We start from the raw sequence: 21,663 nt of genomic DNA on the forward strand, positions 1-21,663 counted from the left end.
ATATTCAATTATAAATTAAAACCCTGCTCTTAATGTGATCACAAGACTCTGAGGAAGAATGGTATTGCTGTTCATTCCTCCCAAAGGATCACCTGATGCATTTCGGTTCTCCCACGCAGTATTATCATCTGGGTTAAGACCCAGTCTCACTACATCACCACCAAAAAGAAATGGGTTAACCACCTGTACATTGATACCCAAACTGGCCATTCTAGCTCTTTGTATGATGGACCTAGGAAAATCATAACCTAGTGAAATATGTCTGATTGCTACAAATGAACCATCATTGAATTGCATAGCTGATCCGATGTTTTCCACATTGGCACCCATCGTAGGCATAGGCCATCTTCCTCCAGGATTATCAAAATCCCAAAAATCTGTTTCATATCTTCCACTAGGCCAATTGCCACCGTAGTGTGGGAAACCACCCATATAGGTTTGGCCCACTCTCGCATAAGCCATGGTACTAAAGGTCCAGTTTTTATATCTTACCGTATTGGTAATCCCTCCGGTCCATCGGGGCTGCATAGAACCTACTACTAGACGGTCATCGCTGTCTATTCTATAATCGCCGTTTTGATCCACTACTCTCACCGTACCTGGATAAAACCTATGTCCATTTTCATTGAACCTGCTCATTTCTGCTATATCTTCCGGGGTGTTTTGCCAAATTCCCGCATTTTCAAAATCAAAAAATGAATGAATGGGATGCCCAATAAAAAGGTTGTTGGCAATCATATCTTCTGCCCCATTTACCAGCTCCACAATTTGTTCTCTGTTCATTCCAAAGTTGAAATCTGTTTGCCAGGTCAGATCACCTCTGTCTACATTGATGGTAGATAGGGTAAGTTCTATACCTCTGTTTCGGGTACTACCTATATTTTCAAATTTCTGAACATAACCGGTTACTGCAGGGAGTGATCGGCCAAATATAAGACCTGTAGTAGTCATATCATATGCTTCAAAAGATCCCATAACTCTACCGCCCAATGTGGCAAAGTCAATACCCACGTTCCACTGAGCTGTTTTTTCCCAACCCAATTCTGGATTTTGGGCCAGCTGAGGCAAGAATCCAAAAGCTGGCTGACCGCCAAATATATAAGGGTTTCTGCTCAAGGGTCCTGTAGTGGTATATGGATTTACGGATGAATTGCCCGTAACCCCATACCCAAGTCGAGGTTTCAATTCATCAATCCAGGCTACATCTCTTAAAAAGCCTTCCTCCTGCATTTTCCAAGCCACTGAAAAAGAAGGGAAAAAATCCCACTTTTGACCCGGGGCCAGTACAGATGCGCCATCATATCTTCCGGATGCAGTCAATAGATATCTATCCATAAGGCTATAATTCACCCTAACCATCCAGGATTGGAGCGTATTTTCGGTAAATGAAGAACCATAACCATCCGGTCTTCCTACTGAATTAGAATTTAGGTCATACCATAAACTGGCCGGAACAATAGTATTGGAAACATTCATCGCCATTCCTTCTCTTCTTGAATATTGGGCTGACTGTAACAAAGTCATTCCTACTGTATGTACATCAGCAAATGTCTTGTCAAAAAACAACAGGTTTTCAGCCACCCAAGAGAAGTTTTCATCTCTGCTCATCCCGGCGGTATTAGGCCTTAAGGTAAGGTGATTGGAAGATCCAGGGCCTGTCCAGCTACCATTTCTGAAATTCCTCATCTGACCTCCAAAGTTTAACCTGTACTTAAGCCAGGGTGTAAAAGATACCTCTGCAAACATATTGGCCATAATAGCAGAAGCTCTTCTTTCATTAAGGGCATTGCCTATATCCATCAGAGGGTTCCATAAATTCAGATTGCCTCCTGGATTACGGATAAAGTTACCCTGCTCATCTCTTGGAACTGCAAAAGGAAATTGATCATTTGCTCTTGAAAACAAATCTTTTGATCCGGTATTACTGGTATTAGGACCCATAAAACCGAAATTCTGCTGAGAGAAAGATCCCATAACCGAGGTCCCGATAGACAACCACTTATTAGGGGTTACATCCCCATTCAGGTTTAAAGTATAGCGCTGAAAGTCCTGATCTTGTTGCACACCTTTTTGGTCAAAATAGCCAAAAGAAACGTACAACCTAGAATTCTCAGTACCTGCTGATAAGGACAATTGATGAATTTGGGTAATGCCCTGACGGGTAACATCATCCTGCCAGTTATGTGTTCTGACATTTTCGGGATTGTAAATCGGAATCTGTTCTGGCCATCCTAATGCTCTTTCTGCTTCTGTGGTAGGGCGTGTCCGGGGAGTTACACCGAATTCTTCCCACTCATATCCTGCCCACACACCATCCCTGGCTATAGGGTCCTGCCCCAACCCCATTACCTGCTGGTCAAGAAATGGATCAGGATACCAAGGGCGGGCCTGGGTATTCAGGTCCTGAGCACCTTCTGTATTGCCATATAAACGGCCATTGATCAAAGACCTTCTCCAAATATCCACATATTGACCTCCGGTCATCCAGTCAGTAAGATTTTTATACGAATCCATGGAAAAGGTAGTGCTGTAGTCTACTTTAACTTGTCCTTTTTGGCCTTTTTTGGTAGTAACCAATATGACACCATTGGCTCCCCTCGAACCGTATATGGCAGTAGCGGAAGCATCTTTTAGTATTTCGATAGATTCTATATCATTGGGATTGATATCATTTAGAGAAAATGAGGTTACACCCAATTGTGCTACTATAGGTATACCATCTACCACATATAGGGGATCATTGGAAGCATTGATAGATCTATTGCCCCTAATCCTGACTGCCGGTACTTCTCCAGGTCTCATATTGGTATTGACATGCACTCCGGCAGCATTTCCCTGTAGTGCCTGTACTATGTTGGTGACCGGCCTTTCCCTTATAGTTTCCGCCCCTACACTTACTATTGCACCGGTAAGGTCGCTTTTTTTCTGTGAGCCATAACCTACTACCACTACTTCACCCAGCTGCTGCATATCAGCTTCCATGGTAAAACTTATATTATTGCTATTACCAACCCTCCGCTCTATTCTGGTGAAGCCGATAGAAGTAAATACCAATACCGCATTTTCGTCAGCGACAGTTATACTGTATCTCCCGTCCATATCCGTTACTGTTCCGGTGGATGTTCCTTTTATCTGCACATTGACCCCGGGCAGTGGGAGATTGTCATCACTGGAAAGTATCTGACCTGAAACAGTGATTTGCCTGTTTTGATCTATCTTTTCTACTTCCATAAATGGAGGAAGAAAAGAACCGTTTTCGTAGACATTAGCAGTGAAAGCCATGGCATTTCCCATATAGCAGAAAATACAAAGCATACACCACAATAACGCCCTGCAATGACTGGTATTAAGCAGCCGATTTAAAAGGGGTAAAAGTGTTACTTTCATAGGTTACTTGGTTGAGGTTATAAATTAGTTACTGTTAATTTGCCTGCTTTTTATAGAAAGCAGTTTATTGGGGGTTAATATTTTTTTTGGATTATAGGACAATTTATCCTAATAGCAGAAGTATGGAATCCTGTAGTGTCATGCTTTTTAAAACAGGTGATTTTTATGCCTCTAGAGGGCTTTTTCTGATACTAGACACAGCAGGATACTCCTGATGAGGGGTCGTTGTATTATAGCATTCATAATAAATTCGATCAGCTATATGTGCTTATTTATAAAATACATAGGTGTATTTTCGGTAGGTATGATGTTACTTTTCCCTCATGGATTAAAAACTCATTCTGAAAAACCCCAGATTTTCCTAATCGGTGACTCTACAGTCAGAAATAGCTCCGGCAGTGGAGGTCCAGGACAATGGGGATGGGGAACATTTTTGGGCGATTTTTTTGACAGCACAAAAATAAATCTGAACAACCAGGCCATGGCTGGGCGCAGCACCAGAACCTTCCTAAAAGAAGGCAGGTGGGAAAAGGTCCTTTCAGAATTAAAACCGGGAGATTTTGTGATCATGCAGTTTGGCCATAATGAAGGCAATACTCCCGATACTACACCTTCTGGATATCGGGGAGTGTTAAGAGGAACTGGAGAGAAGACAAAAGAGCTGATATGGCCAGACGGTATTATAGAAACCGTGCATACTTATGGCTGGTATCTCGATAAATTTATTTCAGAAACCAAAGCAAAGGGGGCCCACCCTATAGTAGCTTCTATGATTCCCAGAAATAGATATCAAAATGGAAATGTGGAAAGAGCCGATCAGGATTTTGGCAAATGGGCCCAGCAAGTGGCCAGAAGTGCCGGAGTTGATTTTATCGATCTCAATGCTATAGTAGCCGACCAATATGACAGGTGGGGGCCCGAGGTAGTGAAAGGTCTATTTGAAAAAGACCATACCCATACCAATGAAGCCGGCGCCAGGATAAATGCCTGGTCTCTGGTGCAAGGAATAAAAAGTTTAAAAGACCATCCTCTTCACGCTTATCTGTCTAATAGTAAGCCCACACTTCATTTGGTAGGAGACTCTACCGTAAAGAACGGTCAGGGTGATGGGGCGGGAGACCTCTGGGGCTGGGGTGAGTTCGTAGCCGCCCACTTTAACCCAGATAAAATCACGATACAAAACCATGCACTGGGTGGGACCAGTAGCAGGACATTTCAAACTTATGGCCATTGGGATAAGGTAGTGGACAAACTCCACCCCGGGGATTATGTCCTCATGCAATTTGGCCATAATGATAGCAGCCCTTTGGATGATGAGGCCAGGGCTCGTGGCACGATCAAGGGTTCTGGGTTAGAAGCCCAACATATCTTCAATCCTATCACCGGCCAGCAGGAAACGGTTTATACTTATGGCCAATATCTCCGTAACATGATATTGGAAGCCAAAGCCAAAGGTGCAACACCAATAGTCTGTTCGCCTATTCCAAGGAACAATTGGAAGGATGGAAAAGTGAACCGTGCTGTAAATGACTATGGGTTATACGCCAAGCAAACTGCAGACCAGACAGATACGCCTTTTATAGACTTAAACAGGATCATAGCGGATGGTTATGAAGTACTGGGAGAAGACTATGTCAGAAGAAATTTCTTTAATGACCAAGACCATACGCATACCATAAAAGAAGGTGCTGTATATAATGCAGCTGCAGTGGTAAATGGCTTAAAGAGCTTGTATAATATGCCACTTTCTACCTATTTACAAAATTATAGTATAGAATAATAACAACTCTAATAAATACTATTCATGAAGGTGATAGTTTAACTTTTCTTGCAAAGCGAGACAAATGGCCTCAAAGCCACTTTTTGAAGACCCATCTATCAGGTGGCAGCTGATCCAGTGATCATATGAATCGAGCATGAGCAAAAGCTCACACACTGGGATGATTATCGGACAAAGCGAGATTCCATCTGACCTTTGAAAAATTAACTTAAACAGATAGAATTATCTATCTAAAAATTAATGTCGAAAATGAAGTGACTTGGAAAAGCTTACTAAGTAACAAGGAAGATGTTTATTTTTTCAGATCATTTAATATATCCTATTATATGCCCCTACAAGCAATCATTCAGTTAAATTCATGCCAAAATGCTATTATTAGTAACCTTGCCGTCTTTCAGGTGTAGCACCAAGTTTACGCTATCAGGAATTTCTTCTGGGTAATGGGTGACATAGACCAGTGTGGTGTCACTGCTCCGGCAGAGGGTGTCCAATAGATGTATGAACCGCTGCTGCTGGTGCTGGTCCAACCCCTGACAGGGTTCGTCCAGGATAAGCAATGGTGGGTTCTTAATCAATGCGCGTGCCAGCAGGCTCAGACGCTGGCTGCTGGCCGATACATTTTTCAGCGGTATATTAGCTTCCTTTTCTATCCCGAGCAAACGCATCCATCGGAGGGCAAGATCAGCATTATCAGCCTTGCTTTTACGGAACAGACCCAGTGTATCATAACAGCCAGATTCTACCACTTGCAGGCAGGTGTTGTGACTGGGAAAGTATTGGTATAATTCTGGCGAAACAAAACCGATTTTGCTTTTGATGTCCCATATACTTTCTCCAGAACCTCGCTTCTTATCAAATAGGAAAAGCTTTTTGGAATAGGCCTGTGGATTATCACCGTTGATAAGGCTGAGCAATGTGGATTTGCCGGCACCGTTCTGTCCGAGCAGGGCCCATCGTTCGCCTGGCAGCACCTGCCAGTTGATGTTTTGCAGCACCTGTTTTTTTCCATAGCTCACAGAAACATCCTCCATGCGTACAATGGACTGAAAAGTATGCATTTTATGCAGGGATAAGAGTGCTTCCAGTTCGCCAGCCTCAGGAGTAAATACCGGTATAGTGCTGATCCTATCCGGCCTGTAATCAGAACGGGGATTCGTAGCTGTTATAGTACCCTTTTCCAGAATGGCTACATGCGTTATGGCGGCGGGAACTTCGGTAGGTGATGAAGTCATTATGATGGTAATTCCTGATGCGGCAATTGCGGCTATTAAGTTATCAAAGTCAGTTCTTGTCTGAATATCCAAACCGGTCAAAGGATTGTCAAGCAATAGCAGGAGCGGATTTTTCAGTAGCGCCGTAGCCATCAGAAGCCTTTTGGTCTCACCATTAGACAGTTTGATCAGCTCTATCTGCAGCAGCGGTTCCAACTGGAAGGTACTGATCACCCGCTCATAATCCCAGTATCCCTCTGTACTAGCTGCATCAGCCACAGCTGATAGATATGAGGCTACCAGGGGAGCATCGGCAGCTTGGGTGGTATTGTAGCGCTGCTGAAAGTAAAAATTCGATAGATTGGTGGATAAGTTGCGGAAATTATGCTTCTGCCCTACTTCTGCTATCAGGTGCCTGGATGTAAACACCCCCTCTTTTTGCTGATGTGTCTGCAGATACTCTTTGTAATAATGGTGTGCTATGCTGCCATTTACCACATTATATCTACCGGCTATGGTCTTTAAGAGGCTGGTCTTGCCTGATCCGCTTTGCCCTACCAGCGCCCACTGTTCCCCTTTGTATATGTTTAAACTGAGGTTTTGGAAAAGGGTTTGTCCGAGGTAATGGACGGTGATATCGTTGAGGGATATAAATGGAGCAGGTGTAAGGGGCATGGGGAGTATTGAATTTAAGATTAAACTTCATAATAATTAAAAAATCAGGAACATCCTAAAATAGGCTAATTAAAGATATTGATAAATGAAATATGCCAAAAGGCACTATCCTTTTATTTTATGAGATCAAATACGGATGCCCCGAAATCGTGCTGTTCAGATTTTGAACCGTGAATTCTATAATTTACCTTTCATACCTTAAATTATACCCTATATTCAATTAAAGAATTTCCCTTTTGAATTTCAGTTGAATTTAGTCTATTTCAATACTGAATTTTCATATTACCCGGAATCTCCCTCCCTATCCAAAATTAAATTATTTGCTGCTGTTAGTTATTTGATGGAGGCTAGGACAAAATCCTCAATTATACTTTTTGCCTGGTCCCCCTCAACATATTCACTTCCATAGGCACTCCCTGTGAGGATAATGACCACTTTAAGTTCCGGTATCACAACAATTTTATTTCCACCATTTCCGGATGCCTCAAACCCTTTTACGAATCTTTCTTTATAAATATAATCCTTTATCCACCAAAAGTATCCATAATCTCCTTCCTCTTTTGTTTCTATCTGTTTGGTAGTACTTTCTGATATCCAATTCTTAGGAATTATTTGTTCCCCTTGCCAAACACCATTATTGAGGTAAAGCAACCCAAGTCTGGCAAGATCTCTTGGCTTTAAAATGTTACCACCACCAGCGAACTATTAGGGTGTGGATTTTGGAGTAACAAACCATTCATTCTGTGATACACCTATTGGGTTGAACAGGTATTTATCTCCAAAATCTTGTAAACTTAATTTTGATTGTCTTCGGATAATTTCACCCAAAAGATTGGCACCCCCTGAACAATAAGAAAAATACTCTCCATTTGGTTTTATCATTGGAAGATCTAAAGTAAAAGCAAAATCATCAGGAGCATCAGGGAAATGCATGGTATTTCCAAGTGAATTTTCATTCCAATCATCACAATCCCATCCTGCTGACATGGTAAGTAAGTGGTAAATCTGTATATCCTCTTTCTCTGTACTCAATTTTTCAATAGCATAGTCTTTCTTAAAATAGGGAGCAATTGGTTCGTTCTTGTTTGATATATATCCTTTTTCAATAGCTATTCCTACCAAAGCTGAAGTGATACTTTTTCCAACAGATGTCACATTATGTAGACTATCAACAGTCAAACCATTAAAATATTTTTCGAAAGCTATTTTTCAGTCCTTGACCAGAATTACAGCATCTACCCCATAAAACGTGGAATCATTTATCTTCCCAACTAACGAGTCTAATAAATATCTATCAAGACTTGGCGATTCTAAATCTTCCATCTCCCACTCAAAGAATTGAATTTTAGTTTCATAAACTTCTTCTTTACAGGAATTAAAAAATAGGAGCATAAAAATAAAATTGAATTGAAGAGCTTTATTTATCTGAGTTTTCATAGTTGCAAATAATGGGATTCAGCTTTAGGACGGTGAGTTTTCAGAGCCGTATATTTTAAGTTGCATGGTTCTGTCCGCTGGATCTAAGTTGATGTTGGGCACTGTTATTTTTTCATTAAGAATATCTTATTACGGCTTTTCTTTAGTGGTTAAATTTGGGTGGTATTGCTTTTATTCGTTCTTATTTTTGTCAATAAGTTGTACCATATTCTTGTTGAATTGTGATAGTTTAGTGTCTAATGTAACAAAAAAATCCAAGTCAGCATTTTCTATTTCTATGATGGCTTTCTGTAAAACAACTTCTCCATTTGTTGTCAGTCTAATAGTCTTGGCTCTTGTATCAGTTTGGTGTTCTTGTCGGGTTACAAATTTTTTATCCTCTAAAGTCCTTAAAACTTTTGAAACCATCATTCTGTCAAAATTGGTTTGATTGGCAATATCAATTTGTGTTACGTTTGTGTTATGATTTGAAAGCCAAGCCAATGCACTCAACAATGCAAATTGGGTCTGTGTCAAATCTAATGGGTCTAAAACCTTTTTTTGTTTTCGTTGCCAAAGCATCGTTAGTTGTCCAAGCAAATAACCTGGACTATCGTTTGGACTTTTAAAATTAAATTTTATTTTTTTTGCCATTATGGTTTTGAAGCATTTTGTGAAAATTTGGAATTCCTATTTATTGGTAGGTTTCCTTTAAATATTCAGATAGTGATTTTGTTTTTCTTCCTAAAACTGTCTCTAAATCATTCGCCTGTTGGTCAAACTCTCCGTTGGCTATAGCCATACTGAATTTGCTTAGTATTTCGATAACCTGATTAGGTATTCCATATGTATTCATTGTAGCTTTAAATTCAGTTACTTCTGGAGAAATATACTGAATAGGTTCATTCACAATTTCAGAGATTTTCTTAGCAATTTCTAAAAAGTTAATTTTTTCACTGCCATTAAATTCCAATATTTTATTCTCATAGGCAGAAGGATTTAAAATAATATTTACTTCTGCTTCTGCTAGATCTTTTTTAGGCACAAATGAAGATAATCCATTGGCTGTTGGTAAATAAATAGTTTTGGTTTTTAATATTTGCCGCTTATCTCCAAGCATCATTTCGATTACTTCGGCATATAAATTATGTCTCAGAATTGTATATGTTATTCCTGATGCTTTGATATAATTTTCAGTTTGTAGGTGAGAATCAATAAGAGTAGCTAATGGAGCAGCATCACTTTCGTCTTTCCATACCGCACTTGTATATATAATGTGCTTAACTCCCGCTTCTATTCCTGCATCAACTACGTTTTTATGAAGAATTGAACGCAGATTATCGTCTCCACCTGAAACGAAATATAACACATCAATGCCTTTAAAAGCATTCTTTAAGCTTTCTATATCTGCATAATCTCCAAATTTCACTTTAATGCCATCTAAGGTGTATTTTTTTGCCAATTCATTTTTTTCATCTCTTACCAAAACAGCAAGATTTTTAATTTCAGTTTTCTCTTTTAAAAGATTAATAACCTTACTTCCTAATCCACCTGTTGCTCCCGTAATTAATATTTTATTAGTCATATATTTTCTTTCTTTTTTAGTGAATAATTTACTTTTATATTGTGTTTAAAAAAGTAAGTTTATAGCCATCAATGTCTTTAACATGGAATGCTCTACCAAAAGGAGTGTCTATAATTGGTCCCAGAGTAATTATTCCGTTTGCTATTAATTTTTCTTTTAGTTCTTCTACATTTTCATTCACGGCAAACCAAAGTGCCATACCAACTCCCAATTCTTTTCCTTCAAGTGGTTCAAGTGGTGTGCGAATAGCAAAACTTGCTTGTCCTTGATTGTACTTGAAAACACAGGCTTGTGGGTTAGCGTTATCAATGACAAACCCTAATTTGTCGGTGTAGAATGCTATTGATGCTTCTAAATTTCTTACTTGAAGAGATGCAAATGTTAATTGTATCATTTTTGTTATTGTTTAAATTGTTGTCACAAATATAATATACACGACAACAATAAGCTAGCTTTTTTTTAAATTTTGTTTGTAGTGCTATAAAATGATGTTGTTTTTTATTGGTGAGGTCGGTCGTAGCTTTATCGCTAATAAGTTTAAAAAGGGGAATCTCTCCCCCATCTTCCCAAATAACCGAACGTGAAAGCCTCCCTACGAAAGAATTTCCTACTTATAACCATACTTAAGGTAATGCACAAATTCTATTATCAGCGTTGGTGTTGTATCATTGCCATAAACCAATCCCTGAATAACAAAGTTTTAAATGACGGCGAAACATAGTATGTCCAGCTGCCTTTTACACTGTTCCTTTTGCAGAAACCTCATCCTTACTACGACTGAATCTGCCCCTTATACCCCTTTCACATTACCTGAAAATTTGCTTTATCATTCTATTTTACAGAAAGATTTAGAGTTGACTTGACTTGTTCCTTGAAATGACCTGTACTGCCTTTCCTTCAGTGTGGGACAGACGCTGGCAGCTTAACCCTGGATGCGCTGTGGCCAGTATATCGGATCGTCTGCCACACTTTGTCATAGGTACGAATGTAACTACCTATTTCCCACATCGTAAGTTGCTTTACCGTGGCTTCGTAACTGGTCTATTACATTCAGCTAATTCAGTACTCACCTACAGGTATCATGTACCCGTTTTTACCTATCCGCTTACCTCATCAGTGTTCCCTATAATGCAGCTTAAGGTGGCTTGATGGCTGCTCTCCCGCATCTCATCTGGACCATCGGAGGGCCTCTCTATCGGATATCAATAGACCTCCATCCATTTCAAAGCATTCATTCCCGAAGGAATAATGCAAGTCACACGCTTTCTTGTATATAAAAGTAAGCGGTTTTGTGGCACAGAACTTCCATTTAAGTATTAAATTTGATTTGAACAGAAAGGCTTGACGCTAGAAACATTTCGCCTTTTTTTAAATATGCATTGTTTCGTACTTTTCTAATTCGTTAATGCCACATACTCATAGAGCATCTTAGGATTTTCCGCCTCTGTTAATAAAAAATGGGCCACATCACTTCTAGAAATTTTGCCGATTTTCATATCTTTTCTAAGTTTAGGCAACGATTTATATGATTTTGTTAATTTCCCATTTGTAAGCATACCAGGTCTGACTATTTCCCATTTCATTGCACTTTTTGAAATTAATTCTTCCATTAAAGTTTTGTCGATATACTGGTCTTTCAAAAATAATCGAATAACCATATGCATAAAGAAGCTCAAATAATTACTGCTTCCCCCTGCTCCAAAACCTGTAACAATAATGACAGGCTTTGTAAAATTCAATTCATCTGTCGCCTGAGTGATGGCCTTAGCAATTTCAGAAAATAAGGTAACGGCTTTTTTATTTTTAGTGCCTGTTGTTATTAACACAGCATCGGTATCACTTATAGCTAATTTTAAGGCTGATACAGATGTTGCACTTCCATTGATTTTGGTCAATGATGGATGATTTGGAATTAATGAAGTATCTCTTGAAAGCGCCGATATTTCATGACCTCTTTCCAATGCCTGAAGTACAGTTAGTAAACCAATGCCTGCACTTGAACCTATAACTGCTATTCTCATGGTTTATTTATTAATTTGTAAATACTTTTGAGCGGCTTCTTTTTTTGCTACCAATAAGCTTTCGCTACCCCAATAGTAGGGCTGTCCTTCCGTAGTTAGTATTTCTACCCCGGCTTCTTTCGCTATCAGTATTCCAGCGAGCCAGTTAAATGTATCAAGATCTTCTTGAATGAACAGATCGATTCTGCCTGCGGCAACATAAGCCAATTGGAGGCCGTGTGGCCCATAATTTCTTACCACACCAAAAGTTTCAAGTAGATTTATAATTGTAGCCCCTGTTTTTTGTATTAAATCATTATTTGATTTGTCTTGATGCCCATACTCAAAGACGGCTACCATGGATGAAAAATCTATTTTATTACCTGGTTGTATTCTTATATCATTCATAAATGCACCTTCACCTTTCTTTGCCCAAAATAATTCATCTGCCAAGGGGTCATAGATGACAGAATAGTAAATTTCGCCCTCCCGGATGAGTGCTAAATTTATAGTCCATCCCGGGATATGTTGGAGATACTGAATGGCACCGTCCATGGCATCGCAAAGCCAGTATTCTGGAAATTCAGCAGGATTTCTTTGAGCATTTGTATCAAATTCATCGCCTATTAGCCAGGGAGTATCAGGAAATTCTTCAGCCAAATCTACCTTTAAAAATGAAATACAGCATTCATCAATTTGGTATAATTTCTTTAAAAGATCTTCAGTACGCTCTGGTATGGGGTGTTGCTTGTACGTTTTTAAAAAAAGGTTTCCTGCTTTTTTTACTGAGTCATTAATTTTTAGAATGTTGATTTCTTCCTGCATGATAATGTTGTTTAGTTATCATGCAAAGGTAGAATGAGTTGTGAGGAGAAGATAGTTGTAATCAATGCAAGGATAGTTCTAATCGCGGAATTGCCTTCTGAATTGAAGCGGTGTGGTATGGGATATTTTCTTAAATAATTTGCCAAAATAGATAGGATCTTCGTAACCCACTTCGTAAGCAATTTCTTTAATGCTGCTATCTGTAAAATATAATAACCGCTTTGCTTCTAGAATGGAGATGTTTTGAATATGATTGGAAACAGAGCTTTGGGTCAGTTCTTTTATCGTGTCATTGAGATGTGACACGGAAATAGAAAGTTGAGAAGCATATTGCGATGGGCTCTTCCATTCTTTGAAGTTAACTTTCAATAATTTCTTAAATTCTTGTTCAATGATATAACCACGCTTTTCTTTTGTACTTACTTTTCCTTTATCATTTTCGGTTTCTTTAATAATTAAACAAAGTAGTGCATTAATCAAGAATAAAATAGATTTACGGGTGTAAATATCATCAGCACTCTTTTGCAAATGGCTGGCTAATTGCAAAAAAGCATCGAAATCTTTTCCCACATTTTTTTTATGCTTCAGAGATATGGGTGCATTCCATTTGGTTTGCAGATAGCTTTGAAGTTCAGAATCCAATATGAACTCTTCAATACCAACAGCCCACCCAACTCCATTTTTTGATTCTACAAGTTGATGTACCTGATGTGGTTCTATCTTGAGTATGAATGGTGCCGTTAGTTTTACATCTTCAAAGTCAATTTTGAAACAGAAGGTACCTTCAAAAGCAAATAGTAAAAGATAGTGGTCATCTCTGTGCGGTTTTGAAACATTGTGACCACCGTCATTTATTTGAATATTGGTAACCCAAACCCCAACGGATTGTGTATCGGGTGAAAGACCAAACTCTTTGATAGACTGACTTATCTCATTCAATTGGGAAGAATTTTAGCGTTTAATGTATAGGAATTTATATAGAGTTTTCTGATTGTTTTGGGATATGTATCACTACGTCCCTCGGCTAAAAAACTTGGGGTATTCAGAGTGATTTACTTTCAGTCAGATATAAAGGTAGCCATAAAAAGGAAGCTTCTGATAAATAATCGCCCCTTGTTTCCTTAGATGCTGTTATATGCTATTTTCCATCATTTGTTCAAATCACTCACTAAATTTTTACATTCAATTCAAGTTTTCCGCCAAAACCGAGCTCTATGATTTTTTGGAGTGTTGAAATTCGAGCTTCCTTAATGTTGTTCTCGATTTTTGAAATGTAGGATTTTGTAGTTCCAACTTTTTCTGAAAGCTATTCCTGTGTCATTCCCATTTCAATCCAAGTATCGTGAATTAAAGCCCCGATTTTAAAGGCTACATAACCTGCTTCCAGTTCGTCACGCTCTTTTGTCCCTCGTTTGCCGTAGTTCTTTTCTTTAAACTCTTCAAGAGCCAGTAAATTTTTATTATTCGCTTCCTTATTCTGCTTTTATCTAAGTGCCTTTTCTATTTCTCTCTTGGGGGTCTTTTGTGTTTTCTTTTGAAACCCGTTTGCTAATACAACCAATTGTCATTGGCCAAAAAAACAGTAAATTCTAAAATTCAACACTACCGACGAAGGAGGTTTAGTTTAACTGTCCGCATCTAATAAATTTGGGGCAATTCGGAGCGATTACCTGTCAAGCTGGGACAAGGTAGCTACCAAATACAAACCTTACGTAATCACTGACTTCCCCATGTTTTCTTAGGTGCTGTTGGTCACTGTTTATTTTTTCATTAAGAATATCTTATCATTAAAATAAGCCTTATGAATGTTTGTTGGGATATATTTTGTCGTGAAATCAGCACTCACTATAAAATCAATAATCCTATTTTTATTTGATTCACTTTCTAGGTCTATTTTTAAAATTTCTGCTTTTCCCTTCTTGTCTATCAGCAATTTCACTTCGAATCCAAAACCACCGTTTCTATTCGGAGAACCATCGGGGATATATGATTTCATGTCAAGATATTTTGCAAGGGCTATTTCAAACGGTTCCCCGCTTCTGAGTTCTGGAATACCATATTGTAGTTCAAACTTGGTGGGGTATTTTTCAAATTTCACTTTTTCGTTAATAACCTTAGTTTTGGTAAAATAGGTGTATGCATCATTTATCTTATTGGTAATTTTTCCAACTCCTAAATTGATAACAAGTAATACATTTTCACAGGTCACAATATTTAATTCTCCCCCTCTCAAAAAGATATAGTCTGACTCAATGCGCTTTTCAACTTTATTTGGAAGGTATTCATCGAAAATCAAAATATTAACTACTGAATCATAATTTGGTTTTCCTAAATAGAATGTGTTATAAACCCAATTGTACTTGCATGACCCTTCTGAAATGCCCACAAGTTCTTCTGTTCTGTATGCTTTTAAAATTCCATTTTGGGAATAAACTCTTAGAGGAGAATTGTTTCTGTCAGAAAAAGGCTCGATAAACACAAGCTTTTGACCATTATCACTTAAGAAAACCGTTTCGCCCGCAAAATATCTATTAACCTTCCATATTAATTTGTCTCTGGAATCAAAAACCTGTGTTTGTCCTAGAGTATCATATTCTTGATTTGAATACGGTACAGAACAAATATAGAAATCTTGGTTTCTGGAAAACTTCTTGTATTCATAAGACAGTTGTCCAAAACCTTTAAAACTAAAAAATAAGAGCAATATGGTAATGTGTGTTTTCATAATAGTGACCAACGTATGGCTGAAAAAGCCATTGCGGACTTGAGGAGTACCTTGTCCGCATGTAGGTTAAGATAAAGAGATACTGCTTAAAATACAACCAAGCCCGAAGTGGTCATTTACAGCATGTTAGGCGTTCGGCAATCTTTCCAATATCCTGGTGTTTTAAAAGGATGATTTATATATCAATTTTAAAACATTCCCCATTTCTCTTGTATATCAAGTTATCACTTATTTGTTCATAAGTAGTTACCAATTTTCCGAATTTCTGGTAAAAGGAGAACGATTTTTCATGGCTAGAGTTAACATAAATTCGATTAAATCCTTGATTTTTATAATGTGGAATAATCACATTTTTGATCCAATGAGTTCCTATGCCTTTACCTTTCTCAACTAAATGAAAATATTTTAATAGCAATGATTGCTCTTCATTATCTATCTCATATTTATTTTCTAATTTACTTACTTTTCCTCCTACTATCAAAAGCACTCCCACAATTGTATTATTCTTAACGATATTATGAGTATCAAACCAAACTTCTGGGTCTTTTTGCAGTAAGAGTATTAATTTTGTTACATGGTATAGCTCATTATAATCATCCCAATGTTCATTATCTAGTTTCCAATTTACATAGGAACTTATAGGAGTAAGAAGTTTGTGGTTAAAGAGTTTACTAATTGTAAATGTTAATGTTTCTGTTTCTTGCAGAGCTTTCATTTGTTTCTTTTAATAGTAGATAAGTGTGCCTGAATGTTATTTGCTTCCTCTTTGTTAACGCACAACGGTGTTCAGCTTGGAAACAGAGGGCATTCGAAGCCGTACCCTTCGAACCTACTCCTAGCTTATTAAAGATACTGATTTTCATATTTACTCAGATCCGCCCGCTGTATCCAAGGTGATGTTATGGGCTTTTCTTCTTTCTATGATCTGTTTATAAGATTTACGACCACATTGATCATCATTTCCTTTTCTTCAGGTTTATTTTCAGCAATTAACAAAGTCAAAGCAACCAATGCGTTTTCACTGATTCTTTTAGTACCATCTGGAAAATTCAGACTTTTGTTCTTTTCCAAATGCCAAATGAATAGCCATGCTGCAATTCTTTTGTTTCCATTAGAAAATTAATGGTTTTTGACAACAAAATATAAAAGGGGCTCAACTTTTTCTTCTAAACTTCGGTATAGTTCTATTCCATCGAATGTTTGGTCTATGGCTGAAATTGAACCCTTAAAGGATTGGTCTTTTTCATTTCCAAAAAGACTTGACCCACCGAATCTTTTCTTTAATTCATCCACAGCATGTTTGGCTTCCTCGTAGGATATTCTAAAGTTGCTTGAATTGGGTTACCCGGTAAACTAAGTCTTTGATGGTCATAATCATCCAGAATATCCAAAGCAGTAGAGAATTCAGATACAACTTCAAATATACCCTTAGCCTGATCGTCTGAATCTAGACTTTGAATATTCTATTAACTAGTTTTATTATTTTCTGGAGCTCCAGTAACCTTTTTTCATTAATTGTATAGCCTTTTACCAGATGATCTTTAATGATTTTGTTGGCCCAAATTCCAAAGGCTGTACCGTGTTTGGAATTAACACGATAACCCACAGGAATGATCAGATCCAAATTATAGATTTTTATCTGTCTTTTTACTGTTCTTTCTCCTTCTTGTTGAACTTGTGTAATTTTTGCACAAGTTTCCTCTTCATCCAATTCATAAGTCTTGTAAATATTTCGGATATGCCTAACTATTAAAGTCCTGTCAGTGTCAAACAATTCAGAAATCTTAAATTAATCCAACCAAAGGGTTTCATTTTCAAGAAGCACTTGAATAGTAGGTGCGTTTTGACTTGTGTGATAAATTACCATTTCACCTGTATGCTTCATGAGCTAAACTTGACCTCATTTCATTTCGTTGGGTTCTTAAGAGGCTTGATTAATTAAATAAACTTCTAGTCTTTTCAGCAGCTGTAAAATATTTTCAATTGTACTTATTTTTTAAGAAATCTGTAATCTTCATTTCGAAGTTGATATAGGGAGGGAAAATTGCACTTAATGCACCTAATAGGCTTGATATAAAAATGTTAGGGCAACATGCATCAACCATTATTTCGTTTCCACGAAGGGTTAACTGTGCGCCAATTATTGTGGATTTTTGCACAATTATACTTTTTAAAGGATTAGAGTTAAATTGATAAACTTTGTAATAGGGAAATTGACCCTTCAAAGTCAAAAGCAATTGATTGATGTCAGGTAAATGTTCTGCTTTAAGTATCATATTTTTCTATTTGTTCCAAACTTTAGTTTACGATTAAATACTGAATTAGTTATGTTCTCGAATTGCATAATTGTCTATAACGGGATTCAGCTTTGAGACGGCGGGCTTTCGGTGCCGTTAGTATTAAGTTACACGGTTCCGCCTGATGGATCCAAAGTGATGTTAGACTCTATTTTACATTATAAACCATACTTAGATTTTACTTTTTGAATAGTTATATCATCGGCTAAATTCCAGCCTGATTGAGATCCAAATATTTGATAGCCATATTTCTTTAGGTATATTCTGTCAATAAGCATTTCTAGAGGAACAGGTTTTAAGTCTCCATCTTGCACAGCTTTATGTACTATTGGTAGATAAAACTTCTGCTGTGCTAATTCAGAATGTTGGATTACCGCCCACATTGTATGGTTAAACTTCTCCCCGACCATTGATTTGCCTATATATTTTTTGTGTTGTTTAAAAAGGGAATCAATTGACGAAATATTTATTGAATCGAGGTAATTTTGATTTTCCCAATTATCATTTGCTTTTCTATGTCTTTGATCTCTCTCCGCTAAATCCGCCATGAATTTGACTAAATCATAATCAAATTGGTTTTGGGTGTAATCGGTAATTACAAATGCACCAATTTCGGTAAATAAGAATACACCATATTTGGCAACAATAATGCACCACCAATAATCCCTTTGGGGCATGCCCCAAAGGGATTTTGGACTATTTTGCTGGTCTACCAAAACTAGCATTTTATGAATGTGTATTTGAACAAATTTATGGTTTATTTTGAGATTCACCGCCTATACAGAGATGGATTTTCCATCCGGCAGATCAGTAAGGAACTTGTTATCGACCGGCGCACGGTGAGCAGGTATCTGTCCATGTCAGAACAGGAATTCGAACAGATGATGGTCCGCCAGTCTGACCGGAACAAAGTGCTATCCCCCTATGAGGCTTTTGTAAAATCCCGCCTGGAAAAATTTAGGGACACCCCATCGGCGCAGATGCATGACTGGCTGAAACAAATGGTTTTGAAACCTTTGAAAACCAAGGACAACTTGTTAGCTATTCAGGATACGACATAGTGGAGAATCAATCCGGTAATCATAATGGCAGAACAAAAATGTCCAAAAAAGGGAACGCCCATATCCGCTGGGCAATGCACCTCCCTGCTTTTGGAGTAGTCAGATATCAAGAAGGTCCATTTAAAGCGTTGTATGAAAGGCTAATTGCCAAAGGGAAAACGAAAATGCAGGCATACGTAGCTGTTCAGAGAAAATTATTAATCTTAATATGGCCATTGTGGAAAAAAGACCAAGAATATGATCCACTTTATCATATAAAACACTTAGAATGTTCCGGTAATGATGAGTCTAAGTCCTTCTTTTCGCTATTGTAAATTTAATAAAACCTTTAAAAATTACTTGGAATTTAAGACAGTACCTCAATTAGCGAGTCGTTGTTCTCTTGTCATCTGTTTTGCTTGTATATTTTAATTGTTCAATTGCTTGTTTTACCGCAACCGCATTTGATGTCGGAGTGAACTTGAAATAGCTATTAAATTTGGTGCTATCGAAGTAATAATCCCTATCATATTGATAATTCATCTCAGCTAATTCTTTCATAATAGGCAGAAATAGTCCGATTCCACTTACTAACCAATTGGGTAATACAATATGTTTATTTCCTTTTTTTAATTCAGTTGCAAAAAGGTTTATCCATTCTTCACCTGTAATTCTCTGCGGGTCAGTTGGCAAATTCCATATCTGATTATAGGCTTCTTGAGTATTGCCGAGCAAGGCTGTTCCCTTGGCAAGGTCAGGAACAAACCCCATCGAGTGAACCACTTTGGAATTACAGAACCATTGTGCTTTTTTGCCTTTTGCAAGGTTATCGTAAACAAGGTTTATCACAATACTATTGGCTTTTGCTGTACCACCAAAGAAATCAGGCGCCCTTGCTATTATGGCTTGTAAATTGTTTTTGTCAATACTTTCTAAGATAAGTCTGTCAACTTCTGCACGGATTTTACCTTTTTTACTTGTTGGGCTAATTGGTGAATTCTCTGTAATGTGAATTATATTATTACCACCAATAGCATATACATTATCGAAAAACAATAGCTTGGAATTATACTCCAAACAAGCCGCAATTACGTTTTGAATAAAAGGTATCCAGGTCTGCTCCCATACTTCTGTCTTATACGGAAAACCAATAGTCACATAAGTAATACCAGAGCCTTCAATCGCTTTGAATATATCTTCCCTTACAGTAAGGTCAGCAGGGAATAGTGTATCTGCCGAATTTACCTTTTTGGGATTCCTATTAACTAATCTTATGTCTGATGTATATTCCTTAAGAGCTTTAGCCAGTTCAATACCAATTGACCCACCTGCACCTAATATTGTTTGCTTCATATTGCCGTTTTTGTTGATTTTCATTTCAAAAATTCTTTAGTTATTATAATATGTTCGAATTTGGAGTTGTCTTTACAATGTTTGCTAACGTTACGGGACTAAGAAACGTGGGGCATTCGAAGCGATTTCCTTTACACCATAGTAAAGCAAGTTCGGGGGATAAACCTTTCCCTTGGCACACGCCCCATATTTTCTTAGGTGCTGATACAGGGAGGTTATTGTCTTTCCTACCATTTTTCCAATTTCAGGTTTTCTAAGTACCTGAAGTCTTTAATATTGTCTGTTACTTAAAACGGACCACATACTTTCGGCTACCACAAAACTGTCTGCGGTACACAAAACCCCGCCTATTGCAAATATGCTGTTGTGCTTTCGTGTTCTTTATTCCACAAAGTCAATACTATCAATACTTAAAATTCCTATTTCTCTATTCCTGAAATCCATTATCATGCTATCTTTCATTGCCTTAGACTCAGATAAAATAGCTTCTTCAATTATACTGACATAATAATGCCTGTTCTGTGCAGCTTCAGAGGTTATATTGATGCAATAAGCGGCATCCAAACCAACAATAAACAATTCATTTATTTTATTGCTAATCAAAATGTGATCAAGCTCCGTATCTAAGAAAGAATCATTTCCAATTTTAACAACTTTCAAACCTGAGTCAAATAATTTCAGCCGTTTATCAAATTTAGCTCCTAAACTGCCCTTTGCATAGGAATTATCTAATAGGTTTATTAGTGGATTTGAAATTTCACTTCTAATGTAGATAATCAAAGAATTTTTGTTCTCAAAATTGTCAGATATGTAATTAATTTTCTCTATCAATTCTTCAGAATGTTTTCTGTAATAGGAGTTTCTAGAGACATCTCCGGTTGTCCCTTCCTGAATATCCACTACTAGCAGGGCTACTTTACGTTCACTATAATTCTCTATAGGTTGTCCTTGTGAAACACTAGAGAAATTCTTTTCAAAGATTTTGAAGTTGACAAATAGCACTATTATGAAAAGAATTATTGAGCCAATAACACCTAAGACAATCTTCTTAATAAAACCTTTTTTCTTGGTCATATGCCATTTACGATTTATTGGTTATGTTTTCTTTATTGCGTGACGCACAACGTGCCGCAGCTAAGAAACTTGGGGCTCTTCGAAGCGTTTAACTTTGAACCTAAGGTAAAGCTAAGTACGAGAAATAACCCTTGCGTATGCGAATATCTGCCCCATGTTTTCTCAGGTGCTGTTAGTGCTTGCCTTTTTTCTTAGTTTAAAGTCCTAAAAGGTTGAAATAATCTATTTTTTTGACTCCCTGTAAAAATCATTTAGAGAGTTTGTGTATTCCATACCGTTAAGAGGATATTTTCTT

At 37.6% G+C, this 21,663-nt stretch carries 21 protein-coding genes and 2 pseudogenes; 4 read left to right on the forward strand and 19 right to left on the reverse strand.

Going from position 1 to position 21,663, the window contains the following annotated elements; genetic code table 11:
* Window positions 1-15 precede the first annotated feature (15 nt).
* Window positions 16-3,282 (reverse strand): SusC/RagA family TonB-linked outer membrane protein, encoded by a 3,267-nt coding sequence (locus EL17_RS21595; RefSeq protein ID WP_164675214.1) that lies wholly within the window; start codon window positions 3,280-3,282, stop codon window positions 16-18.
* Between the two features lie 367 nt (window positions 3,283-3,649).
* Between EL17_RS21595 and EL17_RS21600 the strand changes: the two genes are divergently transcribed.
* Window positions 3,650-5,167 (forward strand): rhamnogalacturonan acetylesterase, encoded by a 1,518-nt coding sequence (locus EL17_RS21600; RefSeq protein ID WP_084166314.1) that lies wholly within the window; start codon window positions 3,650-3,652, stop codon window positions 5,165-5,167.
* A 356-nt stretch (window positions 5,168-5,523) separates the two neighbouring features.
* On the opposite strand, the gene EL17_RS21605 is transcribed toward EL17_RS21600, so the two are convergent.
* The 6 genes from EL17_RS21605 to EL17_RS21635 all read right to left on the reverse strand — a co-directional run bounded on the left by EL17_RS21605 (window position 5,524) and on the right by EL17_RS21635 (window position 10,448).
* Window positions 5,524-7,053 carry an ATP-binding cassette domain-containing protein gene (locus EL17_RS21605; protein WP_035079468.1) on the reverse strand — a complete coding sequence of 510 codons (1,530 nt, stop codon included), beginning with the start codon at window positions 7,051-7,053 and terminating at the stop codon, window positions 5,524-5,526.
* Between the two features lie 333 nt (window positions 7,054-7,386).
* Window positions 7,387-7,704 (reverse strand): serine hydrolase domain-containing protein, encoded by a 318-nt coding sequence (locus EL17_RS21610; protein WP_035079472.1) that lies wholly within the window; start codon window positions 7,702-7,704, stop codon window positions 7,387-7,389.
* Window positions 7,705-7,758: 54 nt separating this feature from the next.
* On the reverse strand, window positions 7,759-8,259 hold the full coding sequence (locus tag EL17_RS21615; protein ID WP_084166315.1) for a serine hydrolase domain-containing protein: 501 nt from the start codon (window positions 8,257-8,259) through the stop codon (window positions 7,759-7,761).
* A 402-nt stretch (window positions 8,260-8,661) separates the two neighbouring features.
* On the reverse strand, window positions 8,662-9,123 hold the full coding sequence (locus EL17_RS21625) for a MarR family winged helix-turn-helix transcriptional regulator (RefSeq protein WP_035079482.1): 462 nt from the start codon (window positions 9,121-9,123) through the stop codon (window positions 8,662-8,664).
* Window positions 9,124-9,163: 40 nt separating this feature from the next.
* Entirely contained in the window at window positions 9,164-10,054 is an 891-nt protein-coding gene (locus tag EL17_RS21630; protein WP_035079483.1) for an SDR family oxidoreductase, read from the reverse strand.
* Window positions 10,055-10,088: 34 nt separating this feature from the next.
* Window positions 10,089-10,448 carry a VOC family protein gene (locus EL17_RS21635; protein ID WP_035079486.1) on the reverse strand — a complete coding sequence of 120 codons (360 nt, stop codon included), beginning with the start codon at window positions 10,446-10,448 and terminating at the stop codon, window positions 10,089-10,091.
* A 482-nt stretch (window positions 10,449-10,930) separates the two neighbouring features.
* On the opposite strand from EL17_RS21635, the gene EL17_RS23705 reads away from it, so the two are divergent.
* Complete coding sequence (locus EL17_RS23705; protein ID WP_164675216.1) at window positions 10,931-11,203, forward strand: hypothetical protein; 273 nt, start codon at window positions 10,931-10,933, stop codon at window positions 11,201-11,203.
* Window positions 11,204-11,448: 245 nt separating this feature from the next.
* On the opposite strand, the gene EL17_RS21640 is transcribed toward EL17_RS23705, so the two are convergent.
* The 10 genes and pseudogenes from EL17_RS21640 to EL17_RS22930 form a co-directional block, all read right to left on the reverse strand.
* Complete coding sequence (locus EL17_RS21640) at window positions 11,449-12,075, reverse strand: NAD(P)-dependent oxidoreductase (RefSeq protein ID WP_035079488.1); 627 nt, start codon at window positions 12,073-12,075, stop codon at window positions 11,449-11,451.
* A 3-nt stretch (window positions 12,076-12,078) separates the two neighbouring features.
* Window positions 12,079-12,879 carry an inositol monophosphatase family protein gene (locus tag EL17_RS21645; RefSeq protein WP_035079491.1) on the reverse strand — a complete coding sequence of 267 codons (801 nt, stop codon included), beginning with the start codon at window positions 12,877-12,879 and terminating at the stop codon, window positions 12,079-12,081.
* Between the two features lie 78 nt (window positions 12,880-12,957).
* A complete protein-coding gene (locus EL17_RS22920) occupies window positions 12,958-13,818 on the reverse strand; it encodes a helix-turn-helix domain-containing protein (protein WP_051720326.1) in 861 nt (286 codons plus the stop codon).
* Between the two features lie 229 nt (window positions 13,819-14,047).
* Window positions 14,048-14,173: pseudogene (locus tag EL17_RS24145) on the reverse strand (helix-turn-helix domain-containing protein); the annotation flags it as partial.
* 189 nt (window positions 14,174-14,362) lie between these two features.
* Window positions 14,363-14,473, reverse strand: a pseudogene (locus EL17_RS24440) (type II toxin-antitoxin system RelE/ParE family toxin); the annotation flags it as partial.
* A 165-nt stretch (window positions 14,474-14,638) separates the two neighbouring features.
* On the reverse strand, window positions 14,639-15,604 hold the full coding sequence (locus EL17_RS21655) for a hypothetical protein (protein WP_035079493.1): 966 nt from the start codon (window positions 15,602-15,604) through the stop codon (window positions 14,639-14,641).
* 175 nt (window positions 15,605-15,779) lie between these two features.
* Complete coding sequence (locus EL17_RS21660) at window positions 15,780-16,319, reverse strand: hypothetical protein (RefSeq protein WP_035079496.1); 540 nt, start codon at window positions 16,317-16,319, stop codon at window positions 15,780-15,782.
* Window positions 16,320-16,522: 203 nt separating this feature from the next.
* Window positions 16,523-16,675, reverse strand: a complete 153-nt coding sequence (locus tag EL17_RS24150; protein ID WP_240486047.1) for a hypothetical protein — start codon at window positions 16,673-16,675, stop codon at window positions 16,523-16,525.
* A 376-nt stretch (window positions 16,676-17,051) separates the two neighbouring features.
* A complete protein-coding gene (gene rhuM, locus EL17_RS24155) occupies window positions 17,052-17,315 on the reverse strand; it encodes a RhuM family protein (RefSeq protein ID WP_240486048.1) in 264 nt (87 codons plus the stop codon).
* 744 nt (window positions 17,316-18,059) lie between these two features.
* Window positions 18,060-18,626, reverse strand: a complete 567-nt coding sequence (locus EL17_RS22930; RefSeq protein ID WP_051720328.1) for a hypothetical protein — start codon at window positions 18,624-18,626, stop codon at window positions 18,060-18,062.
* Window positions 18,627-18,629: 3 nt separating this feature from the next.
* Here EL17_RS22930 and EL17_RS21685 point away from each other — a divergent pair, with 3 nt between their 5' ends.
* Complete coding sequence (locus EL17_RS21685) at window positions 18,630-18,962, forward strand: helix-turn-helix domain-containing protein (protein ID WP_035079505.1); 333 nt, start codon at window positions 18,630-18,632, stop codon at window positions 18,960-18,962.
* Window positions 18,890-19,276: a transposase gene (locus EL17_RS21690; protein WP_084166316.1), complete on the forward strand. Its 387-nt coding sequence runs from the start codon at window positions 18,890-18,892 to the stop codon at window positions 19,274-19,276. Before EL17_RS21685 ends, EL17_RS21690 begins: the two co-directional genes overlap by 73 nt.
* A 49-nt stretch (window positions 19,277-19,325) precedes the next feature.
* On the opposite strand, the gene EL17_RS21695 is transcribed toward EL17_RS21690, so the two are convergent.
* Both EL17_RS21695 and EL17_RS21700 read right to left on the reverse strand, forming a co-directional pair.
* Window positions 19,326-20,318, reverse strand: a complete 993-nt coding sequence (locus EL17_RS21695) for an NAD-dependent epimerase/dehydratase family protein (RefSeq protein ID WP_240486049.1) — start codon at window positions 20,316-20,318, stop codon at window positions 19,326-19,328.
* A gap of 357 nt (window positions 20,319-20,675) precedes the next feature.
* Window positions 20,676-21,368 carry an isochorismatase family cysteine hydrolase gene (locus EL17_RS21700; protein ID WP_035079511.1) on the reverse strand — a complete coding sequence of 231 codons (693 nt, stop codon included), beginning with the start codon at window positions 21,366-21,368 and terminating at the stop codon, window positions 20,676-20,678.
* Window positions 21,369-21,663 lie beyond the last annotated feature (295 nt).

Origin of the sequence: Anditalea andensis (assembly GCF_000714815.1) — a bacterium.
GTDB lineage: Bacteria > Bacteroidota > Bacteroidia > Cytophagales > Cyclobacteriaceae > Anditalea > Anditalea andensis.

What these genes read in the sequence shown, in the direction of transcription:
- EL17_RS21660 (WP_035079496.1), bottom strand. Translation starts at nt 16,319, where the DNA reads ATGAAAGCTCTGCAAGAAACAGAAACATTAACATTTACAATTAGTAAA.
- EL17_RS21605 (WP_035079468.1), bottom strand. Translation starts at nt 7,053, where the DNA reads ATGCCCCTTACACCTGCTCCATTTATATCCCTCAACGATATCACCGTC.
- EL17_RS21635 (WP_035079486.1), bottom strand. Translation starts at nt 10,448, where the DNA reads ATGATACAATTAACATTTGCATCTCTTCAAGTAAGAAATTTAGAAGCA.
- EL17_RS22930 (WP_051720328.1), bottom strand. Translation starts at nt 18,626, where the DNA reads ATGCTAGTTTTGGTAGACCAGCAAAATAGTCCAAAATCCCTTTGGGGC.
- EL17_RS21655 (WP_035079493.1), bottom strand. Translation starts at nt 15,604, where the DNA reads ATGAAAACACACATTACCATATTGCTCTTATTTTTTAGTTTTAAAGGT.
- EL17_RS21700 (WP_035079511.1), bottom strand. Translation starts at nt 21,368, where the DNA reads ATGACCAAGAAAAAAGGTTTTATTAAGAAGATTGTCTTAGGTGTTATT.
- EL17_RS21595 (WP_164675214.1), bottom strand. Translation starts at nt 3,282, where the DNA reads ATGGCTTTCACTGCTAATGTCTACGAAAACGGTTCTTTTCTTCCTCCA.
- EL17_RS21640 (WP_035079488.1), bottom strand. Translation starts at nt 12,075, where the DNA reads ATGAGAATAGCAGTTATAGGTTCAAGTGCAGGCATTGGTTTACTAACT.
- EL17_RS21645 (WP_035079491.1), bottom strand. Translation starts at nt 12,879, where the DNA reads ATGCAGGAAGAAATCAACATTCTAAAAATTAATGACTCAGTAAAAAAA.
- EL17_RS21695 (WP_240486049.1), bottom strand. Translation starts at nt 20,318, where the DNA reads ATGAAAATCAACAAAAACGGCAATATGAAGCAAACAATATTAGGTGCA.
- EL17_RS21685 (WP_035079505.1), top strand. Translation starts at nt 18,630, where the DNA reads ATGAATGTGTATTTGAACAAATTTATGGTTTATTTTGAGATTCACCGC.
- EL17_RS21630 (WP_035079483.1), bottom strand. Translation starts at nt 10,054, where the DNA reads ATGACTAATAAAATATTAATTACGGGAGCAACAGGTGGATTAGGAAGT.
- EL17_RS23705 (WP_164675216.1), top strand. Translation starts at nt 10,931, where the DNA reads ATGACCTGTACTGCCTTTCCTTCAGTGTGGGACAGACGCTGGCAGCTT.
- EL17_RS21600 (WP_084166314.1), top strand. Translation starts at nt 3,650, where the DNA reads ATGTGCTTATTTATAAAATACATAGGTGTATTTTCGGTAGGTATGATG.
- EL17_RS21625 (WP_035079482.1), bottom strand. Translation starts at nt 9,123, where the DNA reads ATGGCAAAAAAAATAAAATTTAATTTTAAAAGTCCAAACGATAGTCCA.